The sequence below is a fragment of the Ruegeria sp. CI5 genome, assembly GCF_056536885.1.
The window spans coordinates 100,557-118,402 of the sequence record NZ_JBQFQN010000003.1 but is presented as its reverse complement, the minus strand read 5'-3'; the positions used below and the strand labels follow the sequence as shown (position 1 = coordinate 118,402).

At 62.6% G+C, this 17,846-nt stretch carries 18 protein-coding genes; 10 read left to right on the top strand and 8 right to left on the bottom strand.

Annotated features, from left to right (window positions below; genetic code table 11):
• Positions 1–30 precede the first annotated feature (30 nt).
• Positions 31–1,221 carry a TIGR03862 family flavoprotein gene (locus ACR0BA_RS11260; RefSeq protein WP_170510188.1) on the top strand — a complete coding sequence of 397 codons (1,191 nt, stop codon included), beginning with the start codon at positions 31–33 and terminating at the stop codon, positions 1,219–1,221.
• On the opposite strand, the gene ACR0BA_RS11255 is transcribed toward ACR0BA_RS11260, so the two are convergent.
• The 5 genes from ACR0BA_RS11255 to ACR0BA_RS11235 form a co-directional block, all read right to left on the bottom strand.
• Positions 1,218–1,814: a glutathione S-transferase family protein gene (locus ACR0BA_RS11255; RefSeq protein ID WP_170369186.1), complete on the bottom strand. Its 597-nt coding sequence runs from the start codon at positions 1,812–1,814 to the stop codon at positions 1,218–1,220. The two genes, ACR0BA_RS11260 and ACR0BA_RS11255, sit on opposite strands and share 4 nt — an antisense overlap.
• A gap of 81 nt (positions 1,815–1,895) precedes the next feature.
• Positions 1,896–2,924 carry a DNA polymerase III subunit delta gene (gene holA, locus ACR0BA_RS11250; RefSeq protein ID WP_480727981.1) on the bottom strand — a complete coding sequence of 343 codons (1,029 nt, stop codon included), beginning with the start codon at positions 2,922–2,924 and terminating at the stop codon, positions 1,896–1,898.
• On the bottom strand, positions 2,921–3,421 hold the full coding sequence (lptE, locus tag ACR0BA_RS11245) for an LPS assembly lipoprotein LptE (protein ID WP_170341298.1): 501 nt from the start codon (positions 3,419–3,421) through the stop codon (positions 2,921–2,923). Before lptE ends, holA begins: the two co-directional genes overlap by 4 nt.
• Positions 3,408–5,945, bottom strand: coding sequence for a leucine--tRNA ligase (leuS, locus tag ACR0BA_RS11240; RefSeq protein WP_480727980.1), 2,538 nt, complete (start codon positions 5,943–5,945; stop codon positions 3,408–3,410). Before leuS ends, lptE begins: the two co-directional genes overlap by 14 nt.
• A gap of 72 nt (positions 5,946–6,017) precedes the next feature.
• A complete protein-coding gene (locus ACR0BA_RS11235) occupies positions 6,018–6,506 on the bottom strand; it encodes a DUF3576 domain-containing protein (RefSeq protein ID WP_480727979.1) in 489 nt (162 codons plus the stop codon).
• A 280-nt stretch (positions 6,507–6,786) separates the two neighbouring features.
• Between ACR0BA_RS11235 and ACR0BA_RS11230 the strand changes: the two genes are divergently transcribed.
• Positions 6,787–7,875, top strand: a complete 1,089-nt coding sequence (locus ACR0BA_RS11230) for a porin (RefSeq protein ID WP_170439309.1) — start codon at positions 6,787–6,789, stop codon at positions 7,873–7,875.
• Positions 7,876–7,978: 103 nt separating this feature from the next.
• Entirely contained in the window at positions 7,979–8,638 is a 660-nt protein-coding gene (locus ACR0BA_RS11225) for a YggS family pyridoxal phosphate-dependent enzyme (protein ID WP_480727977.1), read from the top strand.
• On the opposite strand, the gene ACR0BA_RS11220 is transcribed toward ACR0BA_RS11225, so the two are convergent.
• Complete coding sequence (locus ACR0BA_RS11220) at positions 8,622–9,122, bottom strand: L,D-transpeptidase family protein (RefSeq protein ID WP_480727975.1); 501 nt, start codon at positions 9,120–9,122, stop codon at positions 8,622–8,624. The genes ACR0BA_RS11225 and ACR0BA_RS11220 overlap by 17 nt on opposite strands.
• Positions 9,119–10,213 carry a GTP cyclohydrolase II gene (ribA, locus tag ACR0BA_RS11215; protein WP_170364252.1) on the bottom strand — a complete coding sequence of 365 codons (1,095 nt, stop codon included), beginning with the start codon at positions 10,211–10,213 and terminating at the stop codon, positions 9,119–9,121. Before ribA ends, ACR0BA_RS11220 begins: the two co-directional genes overlap by 4 nt.
• A 162-nt stretch (positions 10,214–10,375) precedes the next feature.
• On the opposite strand from ribA, the gene ACR0BA_RS11210 reads away from it, so the two are divergent.
• From ACR0BA_RS11210 to ACR0BA_RS11190, 5 genes are all read left to right on the top strand, one after another.
• Complete coding sequence (locus ACR0BA_RS11210; protein WP_093964262.1) at positions 10,376–11,062, top strand: response regulator transcription factor; 687 nt, start codon at positions 10,376–10,378, stop codon at positions 11,060–11,062.
• Between the two features lie 193 nt (positions 11,063–11,255).
• Positions 11,256–12,044: an exodeoxyribonuclease III gene (locus tag ACR0BA_RS11205; RefSeq protein WP_170341309.1), complete on the top strand. Its 789-nt coding sequence runs from the start codon at positions 11,256–11,258 to the stop codon at positions 12,042–12,044.
• 88 nt (positions 12,045–12,132) lie between these two features.
• The gene (locus ACR0BA_RS11200) at positions 12,133–13,050 is read left to right on the top strand and encodes a thioredoxin family protein (protein ID WP_170360825.1); all 918 of its coding nucleotides are present in this window, start codon (positions 12,133–12,135) and stop codon (positions 13,048–13,050) included.
• A 27-nt stretch (positions 13,051–13,077) separates the two neighbouring features.
• Positions 13,078–13,719: an LON peptidase substrate-binding domain-containing protein gene (locus ACR0BA_RS11195; RefSeq protein ID WP_093964265.1), complete on the top strand. Its 642-nt coding sequence runs from the start codon at positions 13,078–13,080 to the stop codon at positions 13,717–13,719.
• Complete coding sequence (locus tag ACR0BA_RS11190; RefSeq protein ID WP_093964266.1) at positions 13,716–13,901, top strand: Trm112 family protein; 186 nt, start codon at positions 13,716–13,718, stop codon at positions 13,899–13,901. The genes ACR0BA_RS11195 and ACR0BA_RS11190 overlap by 4 nt, the downstream gene beginning before the upstream one ends.
• Here the strand turns inward: ACR0BA_RS11190 and ACR0BA_RS11185 are convergent.
• On the bottom strand, positions 13,898–15,160 hold the full coding sequence (locus tag ACR0BA_RS11185; protein WP_480727973.1) for an FAD-dependent monooxygenase: 1,263 nt from the start codon (positions 15,158–15,160) through the stop codon (positions 13,898–13,900). The genes ACR0BA_RS11190 and ACR0BA_RS11185 overlap by 4 nt on opposite strands.
• Before the next feature lie 57 nt (positions 15,161–15,217).
• Here ACR0BA_RS11185 and ACR0BA_RS11180 point away from each other — a divergent pair, with 57 nt between their 5' ends.
• Together ACR0BA_RS11180 and ACR0BA_RS11175 are read left to right on the top strand one after the other, a co-directional pair.
• The gene (locus ACR0BA_RS11180; protein ID WP_480727971.1) at positions 15,218–16,546 is read left to right on the top strand and encodes an amidase; all 1,329 of its coding nucleotides are present in this window, start codon (positions 15,218–15,220) and stop codon (positions 16,544–16,546) included.
• Positions 16,547–16,655: 109 nt separating this feature from the next.
• Positions 16,656–17,837: an aminotransferase class I/II-fold pyridoxal phosphate-dependent enzyme gene (locus tag ACR0BA_RS11175; RefSeq protein ID WP_480727970.1), complete on the top strand. Its 1,182-nt coding sequence runs from the start codon at positions 16,656–16,658 to the stop codon at positions 17,835–17,837.
• Positions 17,838–17,846: the final 9 nt, after the last annotated feature.

Here is a 17,846-nt window from a genome sequence, read left to right as displayed (position 1 = left end):
GCTGAACGCAAGTGAGGCAAGAGGGCAGATATGGCACAGGCAGTGGTGATCGGGGCAGGCCCCGCCGGGCTGATGGCCGCCGAAGAACTTGCCGGGGCCGGGCACAATGTGCTGGTTGCCGAGGCCAAACCCTCGGTGGCCCGCAAATTCCTGATGGCGGGGAAGTCCGGTCTGAACCTGACAAAGGACGAGCCGTTTGACCGCCTGATTTCGGCCTACGGCGATGCGGCGGACTGGTTGCACCCAATGATTGCCGCCTTCGATGCGCAGAGCGTGCAAAGCTGGGCGCGGGACTTGGGTCAAGATCTGTTCACGGGGTCCACAGGGCGGGTATTTCCCAAATCAAAAAAAGCTTCGCCATTGCTGCGCGCCTGGCTGGCGCGGCTGGAAGAGATGCGGGTCGAGATCCGCACCCGTTGGCGCTGGCTGGGTTGGGACGGCCCCGCGCTGGTCTTTGATACGCCGGCAGGTCGGCAGAAAGTGGTTGCTGACGTCACGGTTCTGGCGCTTGGCGGTTCCAGCTGGGCGCGTCTGGGGTCGGATGGCGCCTGGGCGCCGGCTCTGGCCGATGCCGGGGTTCCGCTGTTCCCTTTTGCACCATCGAACGCCGCACTGTCCGTCGAATGGAGCCCCCATATGGCCGCGTATTTCGGTCAGGCGCTGAAATCTGTTCGGTGGCGCGCGGGCGACCTTGCCAGCCGTGGCGAGGCGGTCATTTCAGCCAAAGGCCTGGAAGGGGGCGGTCTTTACCCGCTGACACCCGCGCTGCGGCAGGGTGCTGATCTGTATGTGGACCTCGCGCCGGACCGCACGATTCAGGATCTGTCCAGGCGTTTGTCAAAAGCTGGCCCGAAAACCACTTTGACCCGTTGGTTGAAGAACGGCCTGCGACTGCCGCCGCCAAAGATCGCCTTGTTCCACGAAATGACACATGGGCAGAATCTGCGCCGGGATGATTGGGTCAAGACTTTGAAGGCTTTGCCTGTTCGCAACGCAGGCTTGCGCCCGCTGGACGAAGCCATTTCGACCGCAGGCGGGGTTGCGAGAAGCGGGCTGGACTCGGGGCTGATGCTGAACGCCAAGCCCGGCGTGTTCTGCGCAGGCGAGATGCTGGACTGGGAAGCCCCGACCGGTGGCTATCTGCTGACCGCATGCCTGGCGACAGGTCGTTGGGCGGGGCGCTCGGCCGCAGAATGGGCCGGGCTGCCCCAAGCGGATTAGGCGGATTTGGCCATTTCACCCAGTTTCTTGTAGGCCGGACGCTCGCGAACGCGCTTGCCGTAGGCTTTCAGGCTGTCTGAATTCATCGGGAATCCAGCCGACTTTGCCCAGCTCATGCAGTGAATGCACAGGATGTCCGCGATCGTCATCTGCTCGCCCTGAAGGAATGGCCCTTTGAATCGCTGCCCCATGCGTTGAAAGCTGCGGTCAAACTCCCATTTGGCGGTTTCGACGACCTGTGGAACGCGTTTGTCCTTGGGCAGGATGAACATATGGCGGGCGGCCAGCCAAAGCGGAGCGTCGAATTCTTCCAACAGCGCGTGCAACAACGAATCCTGCTCGGCCCGTTCCGGGGTGCCGGCGGGGAAAGTGAAGGCCCCGTGCTTATCCGCCAGATAGGTCATGATCGCCGCGCTGTCCGAAATGACTGCATCGCCATCCTGCAGGACAGGGATCTTGCCCGTTCCGTTCAGGTCCAGAACGCGCGGATCGTGCGGGCCGGCATCGATCCACTCATAGTCCTGCCCCAGTTCCTCCAATAGCCAGATCACCCGAGAGGCACGACTCTGGATGCGCCCGTAGATCTTGTACATGTCATGCTCCTGCGTGGTTGCACTGGCGACAGGGTGGGGGACTGCGCCGCCGCGTCAAGTCGGACGCGCCGTCAGTTCAATTCAGCGTGACCGCGCCAGCATGGCCAGCCGGATCAGAGCGCGCTCGACCAGGGCCATGGCCGGGGCAGTCTGCCCTGCCGACCGGAGAGACAGATCCGTATCCGTCAGCACGGTCAAAGCCGTCTGCAGCTTGTGCGCGCCCCAATTCTGCGCCTGCCGAAGGATCCGGTCACGCCGTTTGCCATAGACCGGCGGCCGGAGTTTGCCGATCCCTTGCGCTGCGCCACCGGGGTCCGAGGCGCAGGCATAGAGCGTGCGAAAATGGCGGGTCGCGCCGATGCACAGGGACACTGCATTTGTTCCCTGCGCCTGCAACCGCCGGATCAGGGGCCCGATTTCACCGGATCGGCCTTCGGCAACGACGTTGAGAACGTCATCCAGGGCCGCCTCATTGGATTGCGGCGCGCAGGCCTCGATGTCTTCGACGGCAACGTCTGAGGCATCACTGCGTTTGTACAGAGACAGCTTTTCAACGGTTTGCGCAAAGTCGCCCGGGCTGAGTTCGGTGGCCAGATCGCTGAGCACGGACATCGCGTCACGGGGAACGCTCGCAAGTCCGGCTTGGGCCAGAACACGCTCGATCTCCGCGCGCGACGGTGGATCGTCATAGATCCCGACCGCATAGGCGGCCCGATGGCCTTCGAACGCTTTGCGCAGCTTCGAGCTGGCCTTGAGCTGCCCGGCGGTCACAATGATCTGAGCGTCGCCTGGCGCCCAATCCTCGAGCGCGGCGGTGATCGCCGGGGTTGCGGCGTCGGTTGCATCCTCGACGAATACGGCGCGCGCGCCGGGAAAGAACCCGACAGCCTTCACGGCATCCAGCAGAAGGGCAGGATCCGCCCGCAGATCCGAGGCCGGAAGACGGGTCAGGCGCATTTCCTCTTCGGCACCTGGGCCCAACAGCGCGGCCAATACCTGCTGGCGCTTGAGCGCCACGCGCATCGCGTCGGCGCCGTAGATCAACAATCCCGTCTTGTCGGGGTCAGGTTTGGCGAAATACCCCTCGGCGTCGCGCGGGGACAACTTCATGAAGCCAGGCCCGGTGCGGAATACAGGCGCGTGACGATCTGATCGGACAGGATGACCATCAGCCTCTCTTTGGCATCCCGTTCATCAGCGAGCGTGGAAACGGTGGACCCCGCGGCGGAGTAGCCTACGAAATCGGCCACAGTGCCGGACACAAGAATCTGGCCCGTTTCATTGGATTTCAGCGTATAGCTGGCGCGCCCGTCGATCGAATATCGGTTGGTCTCGTTCGAGGTCGTGATGGCGGCCCCGCGGGTCACCGTAGAGACCTGCACATTCAGGCTGTAATCCTTGGCTGAACTGACGCTGCGCCCGAGGGACTGCTCCAGATTCTGCACCAGAAGGTAGCTTTCGACCGAATCTGGCGCTGACACGGCGACCTTGCCGTATAATTCGCTGCCGGCGCCGCCCGGGGCATAAACCGGCTGGAACCCACAAGCGGGCGCCACGGTCAACGCCGCCAACGAAAGCAGCAGGTTTCTGCGGTCAAACAACGACATTCACGATCCGGCCCGGAACAACGATCACCTTTTTCGGAGCAGCGCCATCCAGCGCCTTCTGCACAGCTTCGGTGCTGAGCGCGATTCTTTCAACCTGCGTCTTGTCCAGATCCTTGGGCACGCTGATTTCGGCGCGGCGTTTGCCGTTGATCTGGATGGGCAGGGTGACGGTGTCATCGACCAGCATCGACTCGTCTGCCACCGGCCAGGGCGCCAGCGCCACCAGCCCTTCGCCGCCCAGCATCTGCCACAGTTCTTCGGACAGGTGCGGGGTCATCGGCGACATCAGCTGCGCCAGCGTCTTGGCCGCCTGCCGCTTGGCCTGCGCGCCCGCCTTGGATTTGGCCAGCGTGTTGGTAAAGGCATAGAGCTTGGCGATCGAGGCGTTGAAGCCGAAGGATTCGACCCCGCCGGTCACGTCATGGATGGTCTTGTGCATCTCGCGCAGCAGCGCTTCGTCCTCGGCATTGGCCGGGGCGTCGGACGCGGCGATCTCGGACACGATGCGATGCACGCGGCTGAGGTGCTTGTGCGCGGCCTCGGCGCCGGCGGCGGTCCATTCCACGTCACGCTCGGGCGGCGAATCGGACAGAACGAACCAACGCGCGGTATCCGCCCCGAAGGCTGAGATGATGCTGACCGGGTCGACCACGTTTTTCTTCGATTTCGACATCTTGGCCGAGGGGATGATCTCGACCGGCTCGCCCGTCGCCTTCAGCTTGCCGTCCTCGACCTCTTCGGGAAGGTGATAGACCGGGCGGCCCTTGTCGTCGCGGGTCTGATAGATTTCATGGGTGACCATGCCCTGGGTGAACAGCGCGTCGAACGGCTCGATCGCCTTTTTCGGCAGATGCCCGGTGATGTGCATGGCGCGGGCGAAGAACCGCGAATACAGCAGGTGCAGGATCGCGTGTTCGATGCCGCCGATATACTGGTCCACGTTCATCCAGTACTCGGCTTCGGCCAGATCGGTCGGCGTTTCCGCCCGCGGGGCGGTGAAACGGGCGAAATACCACGACGAATCGACGAAAGTGTCCATCGTGTCGGTTTCGCGCTTGGCCGGTTTGCCGCAGGACGGGCAGGCACAGTCGCGCCAGGTCGGGTGACGATCCAGCGGGTTGCCCGGTTTGTCGAAGGTGACATCGTCGGGCAGGCGAATCGGCAGGTTTTCCTTTTTCTCCGGCACCACGCCGCAATCGTCGCAATGTACCACCGGGATCGGACAGCCCCAGTAGCGCTGGCGCGACAGGCCCCAATCGCGCAGGCGGTACTTGGTCACGCCTTTGCCCCAGCCGGCCTTCTCGGCAAAGTCGATGGTGGCGTCGATGGCTTCCTGTCCGGTGGCCTCGGTCAGACCGGCGAAATGGTTGACCCAGCGCACCTTCTGCTCTTTCGGCGGGACGAAGGCGATCTTGTCCACCGGCGTGTCGTCATCCAGGGCAAAGAAGGTGTCGATTACCGGCAGGTCGTATTTGCGGCAGAAATCCAGGTCGCGCTGGTCATGCGCGGGGCAGGCAAAGATCGCGCCGGTGCCGTAATCCATCAGGATGAAATTCGCGATCCAGACCGGCAGTTCCCAATTCGGGTCCAGCGGGTGTTTGACGCGGATGCCGGTGTCGAAACCCAGCTTCTCGCCGGTCTCAATAGCCTCTTCCGTGGTGCCACCCTTGCGACATTCGGCAACAAATTCAGCGACTTCGGGGTTCTCGGCCTCAAGCTGCTTGGCTATCGGGTGATCGGGCGAGATACCCACGAAAGACGCCCCCAACAGCGTGTCCGGCCGCGTGGTATAGACGGTGATGGGTGCACTGCCGTCGGTGCGCTCGAAGGAAAACTCCAGCCCGCGTGACTTGCCGATCCAGTTTTCCTGCATCAGCCGCACCTTGGCGGGCCAGTTGTCGAGCGTATCCAGCGCATCAAGAAGCTCTTCCGAGAACTCGGAGATCTTGAAGAACCACTGGGTCAGCTCGCGCCGCTCGACCAATGCGCCCGAGCGCCAGCCGCGGCCGCTTTCCACCTGTTCGTTGGCCAGCACGGTCATGTCCACCGGGTCCCAGTTGACCACGGCGTTCTTGCGATAGACCAGCCCCGCATCCAGCATGTCGAGGAACAGCGCCTGCTGCTGGCCGTAATATTCCGGGTCACAGGTCGCGAATTCGCGCGACCAGTCGATCGACAGGCCCAGCGGCTTCATCTGCGCGCGCATGTCGGCGATGTTGCCATAGGTCCAATCCTTGGGGTGGCCGCCGATGGCCATGGCCGCGTTTTCCGCCGGCATCCCGAAAGCGTCCCAGCCCATCGGGTGCAGAACGTTGTGCCCGGTGCTCAGCTTGTGGCGCGCGATCACGTCACCCATGGTGTAGTTGCGCACATGCCCCATGTGGATGCGCCCAGAAGGATAGGGGAACATTTCCAGCACATAGTATTTCGGCTTGTCCGCCGTCCGTTTGGCGGTGAAGATCCCGGCCTTGTCCCAGGCCTCTTGCCATTTTGCTTCGATTTCGTTGGCCGAGTAACGCGACATCATGCGGTCCTTCGTGAATGAAAACGCCGGGCAGGGGCCCGGCGTGGTAATATTGTGATTTTCTGCGGGTTGCTAGAGCTTGTTGTCCGCGATCCGCAGCTGACGCGCCCGCGAAAGAATTGCATCTTCGACCGCACGCGTGGTCGCCGCGCTGACCGGAGCGCCTCCGCTGGTCTGCAGAGCCACCGAAAGGGACCGCGCCGCCAGGGCCGGATCACTGATGTGCACCGTTGCCCGATAGGACCGCCCACCGCCCGGCGGTTTGCCGTAACCCGTTATGATAACGCCGGTAAACGGATCCACCTCCTGCACCGGCAGGAAGCTGAGCACATCCAGCGACGCCGCCCATAGGTACCGGTTGACCTGGGTGACCTGTTCCGAGTTGTTGGGGCCGAACACATCCCAGATGGTCGAACGATTCGGATCGTTGAGCTCGCGGGCTTCACTCGAAGTGCCATCCACATTTAAGTACTTTTCATTCGGAGGCGCGCCACGATTCTGCCCGCACGCAGAAACGGAGGCAGTCAAAACGGTCAAACCCATAATCATTAGCAGGCGCATCGTCGGCAGGTCCTGTTTTCACATGTTTTGCTTTGCTAGGAGATACTCCTAGACAACGTACTGTGCTGCAACAACCCTATTCTTGGCTTACTTACCGGTGCCGCTGAAATATCGGGGCGAATTCGACTGTGGCATCCTTGCACCAATTTGGGGCCAAAGAACCGAAGCTGTCCAAGGCATGCTTGCGCAACAGGGGCAAAAAGAGCGAAACGGTCTGCGTGCTGAGACATATGCAGCAGGTATGTGTCGAGTAGAAATTATTGAAACCGAGGGAAACAAGATGAAAAAAGTTCTCTTCGCATCGACCGCACTGATCGCAACCGCATCGGTTGCCGCGGCCGAAGTTAAGTTCAGCGGTTATGGCCGCTTTGGTATCAGCTACCAAGAAGACAACAGCAAGTCGTACGAAGTAACGTTTACCAACCAAAACACTGGTCAAACGCTGACGACTGCCAGCGGTGCTACCATCACCGGCGTGACCACGACCACGACCACTGGTAAAGCGACTGTGTCCGACACTGTCGAAGAAACCATTCTGGTTTCGCGCTTCCGCCTGAACATCGACGGCATCGCGGAAACCGATGGCGGCGTCCGCTTTGAGGCTCGTGTTCGCCTGCAAGCCGACGACACCAACGATGGTGAAGCTGGTGAGGCCGGTCTGAACGGTGCACGCTTCTCGGTCATCTACGGTGGTCTGCGTGTTGACGCCGGCAACATTGCTGGTGCGTTCGACAACTTGGCAAACTACTACGGTAACGAGCCGGGCCTGGAAAACTTCATCGGCCAGTACTCGGGTGTTGACTACAGCTTTGCTGGTTACTCGTCGACTGGCGCCGGTGTGAACGGTGTGTTCTTCCAGTACGCGGTTGGTGACTTCGCATTTGGTGCGTCGTATGATCAGGGTGCGGACACGTGGACCGCTCCGGGTGGCGTGCTGACCAAGACTGATGGTCGCGATCGCTGGGATATCAGCGCAACCTACACCTTCAGCAACATCACTGCAGCAATTGCTTACGGTCAAACCGAGGCAGCACCTGGTGGTGAGAAAGAAACTCTGACCGTTCTGACTTTGGGCGGCGAATGGGGCGACTTCTCGGGCACTCTGTTTGTGGCTGACGACGACGTTTCGAGCGATGCTCTGAACGGCACTGCATACGGTCTGTCGGCTGCTTACAACTTGGGCGCTGCAACCACCCTGACCTTCGCCTACGGTGACGGTTCGGCTGACGACGACACCCAGCAGTACGGCATTGGCGCCATCTACGACCTGGGCGGCGGTGCATCGCTGCGCGGTGGTATCGGCCAGTCGAAAGCCGGTGACGGCGACAGCAAGCTGCGCGCTGACTTCGGTGCTCAGTTCAACTTCTAAGTTGATCTGAACCGCAAGGTTTGAGGGCGGGTCTTCGGACCCGCCCTTTTCTTTTGTCCCGACATGGTGTTTTTCTGCGGACAAATGGAAACAGAGGGAATCCATGTCGCTGCAAGAAATCACCGCCCGCATCGCCAAGGCCGAAGCCGCAGCCGGCCGCCCCAAGGGCTCGGTCCGGCTGATTGCGGTATCCAAGTTGCAGCCCGACGACCGGGTCGAGGCCGTGTTGAAGCAGAGTCACCGGTGTTTTGGTGAAAACCGGGTGCAGGAGGCCGCCGGCAAGTGGCCCGCCTTCCGTGAAAGCTATCCCGAAATTGATCTGCATCTGATCGGTCCACTGCAAACCAACAAGGCGCGGCAAGCGATGGAGCTGTGCAACGCGATCCACTCGGTCGACCGTCCCAAACTGGCTAAAACCCTTGCGCGGCTGGCGCAAGAGCTGGGGCAGTGTCCTGATCTGTTCATTCAGGTGAATACCGGCGAAGAGGCCCAGAAAGCCGGGGTTATGCCCGCCGAGGCCGATGATTTTGTCGCCGAATGTCGATCACTTGACCTGCCGGTGCGTGGGTTGATGTGCATTCCGCCCGTCGACGAGGAGCCCGCGCTGCATTTCGCTCTGCTGGCCAAGATCGCGCGCCGAAACGGTTTGGAAGGCCTGTCCATGGGGATGAGCAGCGATTTTGAAACCGCGATCGCACTGGGTGCAACGCATGTCCGGGTGGGGTCGGCCATCTTTGGTGATCGGGTCAAACCCGCGGAATGATGATCCGGGTTCCGGGTGCAACGCGCCGCGCGATCCAGTGCAGGTGGTCGCGCCGGAAGGCTACGCAGCCTTCGGTCGGATAGCCCGGTCTGCGCCACTGATGCAGAAAGATCGCTGATCCGCTGCCCGGTGTGGCGACGGGCCAATTCCAATCGGTAATCAGAACCAGATCGTACAGCGGGTCTGCCCGACGCAGGCGTTCGTGACTGCATGGATAGGGCGCCCGAACGTGTTGGTTGTAGTCCTGATCCCCATCGTCATCCGACCACAGATCGCCCGGCCCGATGGGCAAAGCCCACGGGGCGGGAGGCGCAATCCGATCCGGGCGGTACAGCATCCCGACAATGTGGTGGTGCCCTGTGGGGGTGGCCCCGTCGCCCTCGCGCTTGTGGTTGCTAAGGCCACCTTTGCCGAGGGTGCAGGGAAACCTGCGGCCGAAGAACCGCACTCCGGTCGGCGTCACCACCAGATCAAGAGGACTCACAGCAGGTGGCCCGATTTCGAGGCCTTGGTCGCCAGATAGGCCCGGTTGTGGGCAGTTTCCCCGACCTTCAGCGGCACACGCTCGGTAACGGCAATCCCGGTCCGTTCCATCATTGCGATCTTCGCCGGGTTGTTGGTCAGCAACCGGACCGAACTGAACCCGAGCGATTTCAGGATGTCCGATCCAAGGCGGAAATCGCGCTCGTCATCTTCAAACCCAAGCCGGTGGTTGGCTTCGACGGTGTCGAAGCCCTGATCCTGCAGGAAATAGGCGCGCATTTTGTTGGCCAGGCCGATCCCGCGACCTTCCTGGTTGAGATACAGCAGAATCCCATGCCCCTCGGCCCCCATCTGGGCCAGGGCACCGCGCAGTTGCGGGCCGCAGTCGCATTTCAGGCTGCCCATAAGGTCACCGGTAAAGCAGGCCGAATGCAACCGAGCCAAAACAGGTTTCGAGCGATCCGGGCGGCCGATTTCGATGGCATAGTGCTCCTCGCCACCGTCCTCTGGGCGGAAGACGTGCAGACGACCGGCCTCGGACACCTCCATCGGCAGGCGCGCGGCCACCACCTCGTGCAAGGGGCTGCGATCCGCCAGATGCGGCGCGGCGCGTGTGTGGTCGATGCAGGTCAGACCGTGTGTCGCCGCAAAGGCCCGGCCGTTTTCGACCGCAACCACCACCGCGGCCGGCAGAAGGCGGGCGGATTTGGTCAGTGCGATTGCGATGCGATGCAGGTGCGCATTGCCCTGGCGCTGTGTCATCAAGGGCCCCTTCATCGGGGCATTCAGGTCGTCGGACGGGTCTGCAACTGCCTGCACCCACCCCAGATCAGCCTCGGCCGGGATCACGACCCGAGCAAGATCACCGTCATAGGCGCGGGCTTTGAGCGTTTCGGCCCGTCGTCCAGTGATGGCAACCACAGGCGTGTCGCCCAGACCCCTCAGGTCCGCCAGACGCTGCGGGTTGAGTGTCTCTGCGGCGACGGCGACAACGCTGAAATCCCCGTCATCCGTCAGCACGACCGGAACGCCCATCCGAAGGTCGGCACGCGCCCGGGCCAGCAACTCGGTGATGTCTGGAATGAGACTCATTGATGTTATCCTGTAACGTTCGACCCTCGTCCTAGCCCGTTCGAAAGGAAATGTGAAACATTTCCGGCCCACCAGACACGAGGGCGTGAGAGCATTGCAGCAAAACTTGTTGATTGCATTTTCCACGCTCAAGTGTTGCAAAAGGTTTAGGAGGACCGGGACATGGCGCAACTCAAGAAAATCCTGCTGGTCGATGACGATGAAGACCTGCGCGAGGCGCTGAGCGAGCAGTTGGTGATGACCGAGGACTTTGATGTATTCGAAGCCTCCGACGGCCAATCCGCGATGGAGCGGGCGCGCGAAGCCATCTATGACCTTGTGATCCTGGATGTGGGTTTGCCCGACACAGATGGGCGCGAGCTGTGCCGCCTGATGCGCAAGCAGGGGGTCAAAAGCCCGATCCTGATGCTGACCGGCCATGACAGCGATGCCGATACGATCCTGGGGTTGGATGCGGGTGCCAACGACTATGTCTCAAAGCCGTTCAAGTTCCCGGTTCTTTTGGCTCGGATCCGTGCGCAGCTGCGCCAGCACGAACAGTCTGAAGATGCCGTTTTTGTCCTGGGGCCCTATACCTTCAAACCCGCGATGAAGATGTTGATCACCGAGGACGACCGCAAGATTCGGCTGACGGAGAAGGAAACCAACATTCTCAAGTTCCTGTATCGCTCGACCGACGGCGTGGTGGCGCGCGATGTGCTGCTGCACGAGGTCTGGGGCTACAACGCCGGTGTAACCACACATACGCTGGAAACGCACATCTACCGCCTGCGTCAGAAAATCGAGCCCGATCCCTCCAATGCGCGCCTTTTGGTCACAGAATCTGGTGGATATCGACTGGTGTCGTAACCATAGGTGGATTGATGTGGATCAAAGTGATACTCTGCAGGCATCTTTAGGATAATCCCATCCCGTGCATGTCCGGGTCATGACATGTACCTCCCTGTTGGACTGCCGGGCCTTTGGCCCGGCTTTTTTTTCGGATGGCACCCCAGCACCTGCCGCGCTAGTTTGCCCGAGTCGCGACAAGGGAACCCCGATCATGCCTTTCACTCTGGCCACCTGGAACATCAATTCCGTTCGCCTGCGCGAGCCCATCGTGCTGAAGCTGCTGCAGGAAGAAGCGCCGGACGTGCTCTGCCTGCAAGAGTGCAAATCGCCGGTCGACAAGATCCCGACCGAGGGATTCGCGGAACTGGGCTACACCCACATGATCGCCCGCGGTCAGAAGGGCTATAACGGCGTGGCCATCCTGTCGCGCCTGCCGATCACGGATCTGGGCGATCAGGACTTTGCCGGGCTGGGCCATGCCCGGCATGTGGCGGGGCGATTGGAAAACGGGGTGATCATCCACAATTTCTACGTCCCGGCAGGCGGCGACGTTCCCGATCGCGAGGTGAACGAGAAATTTGGCCAGAAGCTGGATTACCTGACCGACATGCGCGACTGGTTCCACGCCGAAAAGCCGCAGAAATCCATTCTGGTCGGCGACCTGAACATCGCCCCGCGCGAGGACGACGTGTGGTCGCACAAACAACTGCTCAAGGTCGTGTCGCACACGCCGATCGAGGTCGCGCAACTGGCCGAGACGCAGGATGCGGGCGGCTGGGTCGATATCACCCGGCAGGACATCCCCGAGGGACAGCTCTACAGCTGGTGGTCCTATCGCGCCCGCGACTGGGATGCGGCTGACAAGGGGCGGCGCCTGGATCACGTCTGGGCGACGCCTGATATCTCGAACGCCGGCCATTCCAGCCGCGTCCTGCGCGACGCGCGCGGCTGGGAGAAGCCCAGCGACCACGCGCCCGTCTTTGCCAGTTTCGATCTTTGATCGGTGCGGGATTCCGCAACTCGGCCCTTGGTTTCCCGGTCGGCTGGTTGCATATAAGGCGCAAGACTGAATCCGGAGAGTGAATGCCATGGAACTTCTGAACGGCGCAGGCAGCCCCGCAGCCACCGATCTGATCAAAGACGGAACCGAGGCCACTTTCATGGCCGATGTCGTCGAGGCATCGCAGGAATTGCCCATTATCGTCGACTTCTGGGCGCCCTGGTGCGGTCCCTGCAAGACCTTGGGTCCGGCCTTGGAAGAGGCCGTGACCGCGGCCAAGGGCGCGGTCAAGATGGTGAAAATCAACGTGGACGAGGCGCAGATGATCGCCTCGCAATTGCGTATCCAGTCGATTCCGACCGTCTATGCCTTCTTCAAGGGGCAGCCGGTTGACGGGTTCCAAGGCGCTTTGCCAGGATCGGAGATCAAGGCCTTTATCGACCGTGTGATCGAGGCCGCCGGGGGCCAGAGCCCGGGCGGCCAGCTGGACGAGGCCGTGGAGGCCGCCGAAGAGATGCTGAATGATGGCGCGGCAGTGGATGCGGCCCAGACCTTTGCCGCCATTCTTGGCGAAGACCCCAAACATGCCGCGGCCTATGGCGGCCTGGTGCGGGCGCATATCGCGATGGGTGACCTTGATCAGGCCGAGGCGATCCTGAACGGCGCTCCGGCCGAGATTTCAACGACGGCCGAGTTGGAAGCTGCCCACGCGCAGCTGGAACTGGCCAAGCAGGCCGCAAATGCCGGGCCGGTGGCCGAGTTGACGGCAGCGGTCGAAGCAGATCCCGACAACCATCAGGTCCGGTTCGACCTGGCGCAGGCGCTCTATGCCAACGGCAAGGCCGCCGAGGCGGTTGACCAGCTTCTGGAGCTGTTCCGCCGCGATCGGGAATGGAATGATGGCGCAGCCAAGGCGCAGCTGTTCACCATCTTCGATGCGCTCAAGGCCAATGACCCGATCGTTTTGAACGGTCGCCGCAAACTCAGCTCGATGATATTTGCCTAACCGCGCATCAGAGCTAGAGTCGGAAACATGATGCATCCCGCCGATCTGCCGGACACGGTGTCCGTGTTTCCTCTGCCCGGGGCGCTGTTGCTGCCCCGGTCACGCCTGCCGCTGCATATTTTCGAGCCCCGCTACCTGCAAATGCTGGATGACGCCTTGAAAACCAAAGAGCGGTTGATCGGCATGGTCCAGCCGAACCCTTGTCAGAACGACGACACCAAATTGCATCGGATCGGATGCGCCGGACGTGTCACGCAGTTTTCCGAGACCGAAGACGGGCGCTATCTGATCACTCTGTCCGGTGTGTCCCGGTTTCGCATCCAATCCGAATTGGATGGTTTCACGCCGTATCGTCGCTGCGCCGTTACCTGGGACGGGTTCGACCGCGATCTGGGCAAAGGGGAAATAGACGATACGTTCGACCGGTCCGGTTTCCTGCGTCTGCTGGGGCGTTACTTTTCCGCCCGCCAACTGTCGACCGATTGGGAGTCACTGAACGAGGCGGATGACGAATTGCTGGTCAATTCCCTGTCTATGCTTCTGGATTTCGACCCTGAGGACAAGCAGGCCCTGCTTGAGGCGCCCTGTCTGCGCACCCGGCGCGAAACGCTTGTCACACTGATCGAATTCTCGCTGCGCGGGGGTTCAAACGAGGAACAATTGCAATGACAGAGACGGAACCGGGATTCGACCGCCACATGCTCGAGGCGCTGATCTGCCCACAGACTCATACCACGCTGGAATATGACGCCGAGCGGCAGGAGTTGGTCTCGAAAGCCGCTGGTCTGGCTTTTCCCATCCGCAACGGGATTCCGGTGATGCTGGTGGATGAGGCGCGCAAGCTCGACTAGATCGGGCGGCCCTGCAGCAGCTTGGGCAGGTCGCCTGTCAAACCGGCGGCCTCGCGCACGAAGCCGCGGCGCAGGCTGGGCAGGGAGTCCACGATGCCCATTCCGATGTCGCGCCCCAGCCGCAGTATCGGATTGTCGTTCGAAAACAGCTTGTTGAACACATCCGTCGCCATTGCCAGGGCCGCCGTGTCAAAGCGGCGCCATTCCTGATAGCGCTCCAGAACCAGCACCGAGCCGATGTCCTCGCCGCGCCGCCCGGCCAGCGTCAGAACCTCGGCCAGCGCGCCGACGTCGCGCAGCCCGGCGTTCAGCCCCTGACCGGCGATCGGGTGCATGCCATGGGCCGCATCACCCACCAGCGCCAGCCGCTCGGCGATGAAGGAATTGGCGATGGTCAGGTTCAGCGGATAGGTGAACCGGTCGCCCTGCAGGCGGATGTTACCCAGAAAATCGCCGAATCTGGGCCGCAGAACTTGAAGGTACTCGGCCTCGTCCAGCGCGTTGATGCGCTGCGCGGTGTCAGAGCGTTCGCTCCAGACGATCGAGCTGCGATTGCCGGTCAGCGGCAGGATCGCCAGCGGGCCGGGGGGCATGAAGAACTGATGTGCGATGCCGTGATGCGGCAGGTCGTGTTCGATGGCGCAGACCAGCGCGGTCTGGCCGTAGTCCCATCCGGTCCGCTTGATCCCGGCGCGGGCGGCGGTGCCGCTGCGGCGGCCGTCACATCCCACCAGAAGCCGACCGGACAGCGCCGATCCGTCATCCAGCGTCACGGTCACGCCACCAGGCCCGGTTTCCTGCGCAACCACGGTTTTGCCATCGACCCGAGTGATCGCCGGTTCTGCCTCCATCGCCGCAAGAAACGCGCGCCGCAGGTGACGGTCCTCGACCATATAGCCCATCGGGCCTTCCTCGATCTCGGCATGGTCGAAATGCATGAAAAACGGCGACGGGCCTGCGCCGGCATGGCCATCGGTGACCTTGATCTCCAACATCGGCTGGGCGTGCTCCGCGACCCGTTCCCAGACGCCGATCGCGGCCAGCAATCGTTGCGAGGCCAGCGCCAGCGCATAGGCGCGCCCGTCGAACGCCGCGGTCTTGCGCACCTTCTCGGCCAGTGCGTCGATCACGGTAACGCTGTGCCCGGTCTGCGCCAGCGCCAGCGCGAGGGCGGGGCCGTTCAGCCCGCCGCCCACGATCAAGATATCGGAAACCTGTGTCATGCGGTGCAATATGCGCGCCCTTTCGGGATTGTCCATGTGCAGTCCTGTCGCTACCGTCGCCGAAACACGAATTTTTCCGACAAGGGGGCAAAGATGCAGGACTGGCTGACCATGACGGCATGTGACCTGGGCCGGGGGATCGGCATGGGGCAGATCGATCCCGAGGAACTGACCGAGGTCTATCTGGCGGCCATCGACGCCCATCCGCACCGCGACCGCATCTATGCCCGTGTCACGCATGACCGCGCCCGCGCCGAAGCCCGCGCGGCCAAGGAACGGGCGGCCCAAGGTCTGCGCCGGTCCCTGCTGGACGGGGTGCCGATCAGCTGGAAGGATCTGTTCGACACCGACGGGATCGGAACCGAGGCCGGATCGGCCCTGCTGCGCGGCCGCGTGCCCGAGCATGACGCAACAGTCCTGCGCAACGCGACGGCCATGGGCGCGGTCTGTCTGGGCAAGACGCATATGAGCGAACTGGCCTTCTCGGGCCTTGGCCTGAACCCCGTCACCGCGACGCCGCCCTGCGTGAATGACGAAAAGGCGGTTCCGGGCGGGTCGTCCTCGGGCGCGGCGGCGTCGGTGGCCTTTGGTCTGGCGGCCTGCGGAATCGGCTCGGACACGGGCGGATCGGTGCGCATTCCGGCCGCGTGGAACGATCTGGTGGGGCTGAAAACCACCTCGGGGCGGTTGAGCCTGGAGGGCGTGGTGCCCCTGTGCCTGCGGTTTGACACGGTTGGCCCGCTGGCGCGGTCCGTCGAGGATGCGGCGCAGATGTTGGTGCTGCTGGAGGGCGGAACGCCTGCCGATCTGCGGGGCGCCAGCCTGAAGGGGCGGCGGTTTGCCGATCTGCAGACAATCGCGCAGGACGATCTGCGCGACGCACCACGCCAGGCCTATGCCGAGGCGCTGGACCGCCTGCGAGATGCCGGGGCCGAGATCGTGCCGCTGGAGGTGCCGGAACTGGCCGAGGCGATGGGCCTGTCCGGTGTCCTTTACACCACCGAAGCCTATGGCCTGTGGCGCGACGTGATCGAGGCCAACCCTGAGGCGATGTATCCCGAGATCCTTGAACGGTTCCGCGCAGGCAAGGGGCATTCCGGCCCGGATTACGTGGCCGCGTGGTCTCGGTTGAAGGCCTGCCGATCGGTCTGGGACGCGGCCACCGCCGGATTCGACGCGGTTCTGGCCCCCACGGCCCCGATCATGCCGCCGGATCTGGACCGGCTGATGAACGACAATGACTACTACGTCACCGAGAACCTTCTGGCCCTGCGCAATACCCGGATCGGCAACCTGATGGGGCTGGCGGCGCTGTCGCTACCCACTTCGACACCGTCCTGCGGGCTGATGATGCTGGGCTATCCGGGCTCGGAAGAGGCGCTTTTGCGGCTGGGTGCGGCGGCCGAGGTGGTTCTGACCTGAATGCCACAATCCCCTGATTCGGAACCTCTTTGTCTGGACGCGCGGGGGTTCGGCCTGTAATCTGCTGGAAAACCGGGGCGCCAATGATCCCGGTATCGAGGCAGCAGTCATGAATTTCCCCGAGCGGTTTTCGAACCTACCGGCTTATGCTTTTCCGCGTCTACGCGCCCTGCTCGACCATCACGCGCCGGGTGGCGATGTCGTGCACATGACGATTGGCGAGCCCAAGCATGACTTTCCGCCCTGGGTGACCGATGTCATCGTGGAAGACGCCGCCGGGTTCCAGACATACCCGCCGAACGAGGGGTCGGACGCGCTGCGCGAGGCCATCGCCGAATGGATCGACCGCCGCTATGGCGTGCGGATGGACCCCGAGACCAACATCATGGCGCTGAACGGCACGCGCGAGGGGTTGTACAACGCCGCCATGGCCCTGTGCCCCGAGCAGAAGAACGGCCGACAGCCGATCGTTTTGTGCCCCAACCCGTTCTACCAAGTCTACATGGTGGCCTCGATCTCGGTCGGGGCGCAGCCGTATTTCGTGCCGGCCACCGCGGCCACCGGGCATCTGCCGGACTATGCCGGCCTGCCAGAGGAAGTGCTGAACCGCACTGTCGTGGCCTATATCTGTTCGCCCGCCAACCCGCAGGGTGCCGTCGCCTCGCGCGACTACTGGGCCGAGCTGATCCGGCTGGCCGAGCGGTACGATTTCCGCATCTTCGCCGATGAGTGCTATTCCGAGATCTACCGCGACACGCCGCCCACCGGCATCCTGACCGTCGCGCAGGAGCTGGGCGCCGACCCCGAGCGGATCACGCTGTTCAACTCGCTGTCGAAACGGTCGAACTTGGCAGGGCTGCGGTCGGGGCTGATAGCGGGCGGGCCGGAAAGCATCAAGCGGGTCAAGCAGTTGCGCGCCTATGCCGGGGCGCCCTTGCCGTCGCCGTTGCAGGCCGCCGCGGCCAGGGTCTGGGCCGATGAGGCGCATGTTCAGGAAAACCGTGCGCTGTATCAGGAAAAATACGCCATCGCCGATCAGGTGTTTGCGGGCGTTCAGAGTTATATGCCGCCCGAGGCGGGGTTCTTTCTTTGGCTGCCTGTCGAAGATGGCGAGCAGGCCGCATTGAAGCTGTGGCAGGAAACCGGGGTTCGGGTCCTGCCGGGCGCATATCTTTCACAAGGGGATCCGGGGCAGAACCCGGGCAAAGGCTTTATCAGGGTCGCGATGGTGGCCCCAAAAACAGAGATGCAGCGCGGGCTGATCACGCTCCGCGACTGCATCTATTCGTGAGGTACGAGG

Excerpts from the sequence above, each read along its gene's own strand:
- ACR0BA_RS11235 (WP_480727979.1), bottom strand. The coding sequence starts at position 6,506 with ATGCGCCTGCTAATGATTATGGGTTTGACCGTTTTGACTGCCTCCGTT.
- ribA (WP_170364252.1), bottom strand. The coding sequence starts at position 10,213 with ATGAGTCTCATTCCAGACATCACCGAGTTGCTGGCCCGGGCGCGTGCC.
- lptE (WP_170341298.1), bottom strand. The coding sequence starts at position 3,421 with ATGTCGTTGTTTGACCGCAGAAACCTGCTGCTTTCGTTGGCGGCGTTG.
- holA (WP_480727981.1), bottom strand. The coding sequence starts at position 2,924 with ATGAAGTTGTCCCCGCGCGACGCCGAGGGGTATTTCGCCAAACCTGAC.
- ACR0BA_RS11185 (WP_480727973.1), bottom strand. The coding sequence starts at position 15,160 with ATGGACAATCCCGAAAGGGCGCGCATATTGCACCGCATGACACAGGTT.
- ACR0BA_RS11205 (WP_170341309.1), top strand. The coding sequence starts at position 11,256 with ATGCCTTTCACTCTGGCCACCTGGAACATCAATTCCGTTCGCCTGCGC.
- ACR0BA_RS11230 (WP_170439309.1), top strand. The coding sequence starts at position 6,787 with ATGAAAAAAGTTCTCTTCGCATCGACCGCACTGATCGCAACCGCATCG.
- ACR0BA_RS11225 (WP_480727977.1), top strand. The coding sequence starts at position 7,979 with ATGTCGCTGCAAGAAATCACCGCCCGCATCGCCAAGGCCGAAGCCGCA.
- leuS (WP_480727980.1), bottom strand. The coding sequence starts at position 5,945 with ATGTCGCGTTACTCGGCCAACGAAATCGAAGCAAAATGGCAAGAGGCC.
- ACR0BA_RS11210 (WP_093964262.1), top strand. The coding sequence starts at position 10,376 with ATGGCGCAACTCAAGAAAATCCTGCTGGTCGATGACGATGAAGACCTG.
- ACR0BA_RS11195 (WP_093964265.1), top strand. The coding sequence starts at position 13,078 with ATGATGCATCCCGCCGATCTGCCGGACACGGTGTCCGTGTTTCCTCTG.
- ACR0BA_RS11190 (WP_093964266.1), top strand. The coding sequence starts at position 13,716 with ATGACAGAGACGGAACCGGGATTCGACCGCCACATGCTCGAGGCGCTG.
- ACR0BA_RS11180 (WP_480727971.1), top strand. The coding sequence starts at position 15,218 with ATGCAGGACTGGCTGACCATGACGGCATGTGACCTGGGCCGGGGGATC.
- ACR0BA_RS11255 (WP_170369186.1), bottom strand. The coding sequence starts at position 1,814 with ATGTACAAGATCTACGGGCGCATCCAGAGTCGTGCCTCTCGGGTGATC.
- ACR0BA_RS11200 (WP_170360825.1), top strand. The coding sequence starts at position 12,133 with ATGGAACTTCTGAACGGCGCAGGCAGCCCCGCAGCCACCGATCTGATC.
- ACR0BA_RS11175 (WP_480727970.1), top strand. The coding sequence starts at position 16,656 with ATGAATTTCCCCGAGCGGTTTTCGAACCTACCGGCTTATGCTTTTCCG.
- ACR0BA_RS11260 (WP_170510188.1), top strand. The coding sequence starts at position 31 with ATGGCACAGGCAGTGGTGATCGGGGCAGGCCCCGCCGGGCTGATGGCC.